The organism is Ideonella sp. P3_A4, from assembly GCF_056403075.1.
Genome location: NZ_JBFUGE010001277.1, coordinates 1 through 724, shown reverse-complemented (window position 1 = coordinate 724; position 724 = coordinate 1). Strand labels below are relative to the sequence as shown.

Annotated in this window: 2 protein-coding genes; both read right to left on the bottom strand. The window is 69.3% G+C overall.

Annotation, left to right across the window (positions count from 1 at the left end):
- Positions 1 to 233: hypothetical protein (locus tag AC1DYI_RS37540; protein WP_477209132.1), on the bottom strand; the 233-nt coding region annotated here is incomplete at its 3' end.
- 18 nt (positions 234 to 251) lie between these two features.
- Positions 252 to 724, bottom strand: a 473-nt coding sequence (locus AC1DYI_RS37535; protein ID WP_477209131.1) for a hypothetical protein, incomplete at its 5' end; no start/stop codon positions are given.

The window sequence follows — 724 nt, the reverse complement described above, 5'->3', positions numbered from 1 at the left end:
GCCTCGAGCGTTGCAGCAGCCTCGCCCGGCGCGCCCACGGGGCCCACAACGGCCAGCGCCGCCAGTTGCGTATCGCCGCCGGTCAGCGTCGGCAACCATGAAACAGGCACGTCGCCGAGCAACATGCCGGCCTGGTCGACGCACACCTTCTGGTCGGGCTCGCTCAGGCCCAGTGCGGCCGCCACGGCGCGCAGCCAGGGCAGCGCCCGATCTGAAATGGACGGGTTGGACACGGACGTTCTCTCCATCGCTCAGGGCTGGCGCGCGCGGTGGCCACGCACGCCGTCGTTGAGTTGGTAGCTCTTCACGGTCAATGCGAGCAGGCTGCCGAGCAGCAGCCCGGCGCTCAGCGCATTGACGGTCGCTTGCACCGCGTACTGCCCACCCTGCGGCGTGCCAGCGTCATTCATCGCCGGCTTGAGGGCCTGCATGAGGCCCATCGCCAGAAAGGCCGGAATCATCATGTTGAACACACGCGCATCGACACGTTCGGCCTGGCGCCCCAACTCGGCCGGGGTCAACGGGTTGCGCGACTCGAGGTGAATGTGCGTCACGTGCGACGGATCGGCCTGCTGCATGCGACGGGCCGACGCGTTGTCGACCAGATGGTCCTCGACGGACGAGGTCAGCATGTTGGCCACGCCGGCGATCAGGCCGGCGGCGACGGCCAGCCCGCGCTGCGCGTTCCACGCCGTCTGGCCACCCAGCACGGTCTGGCCGAGCA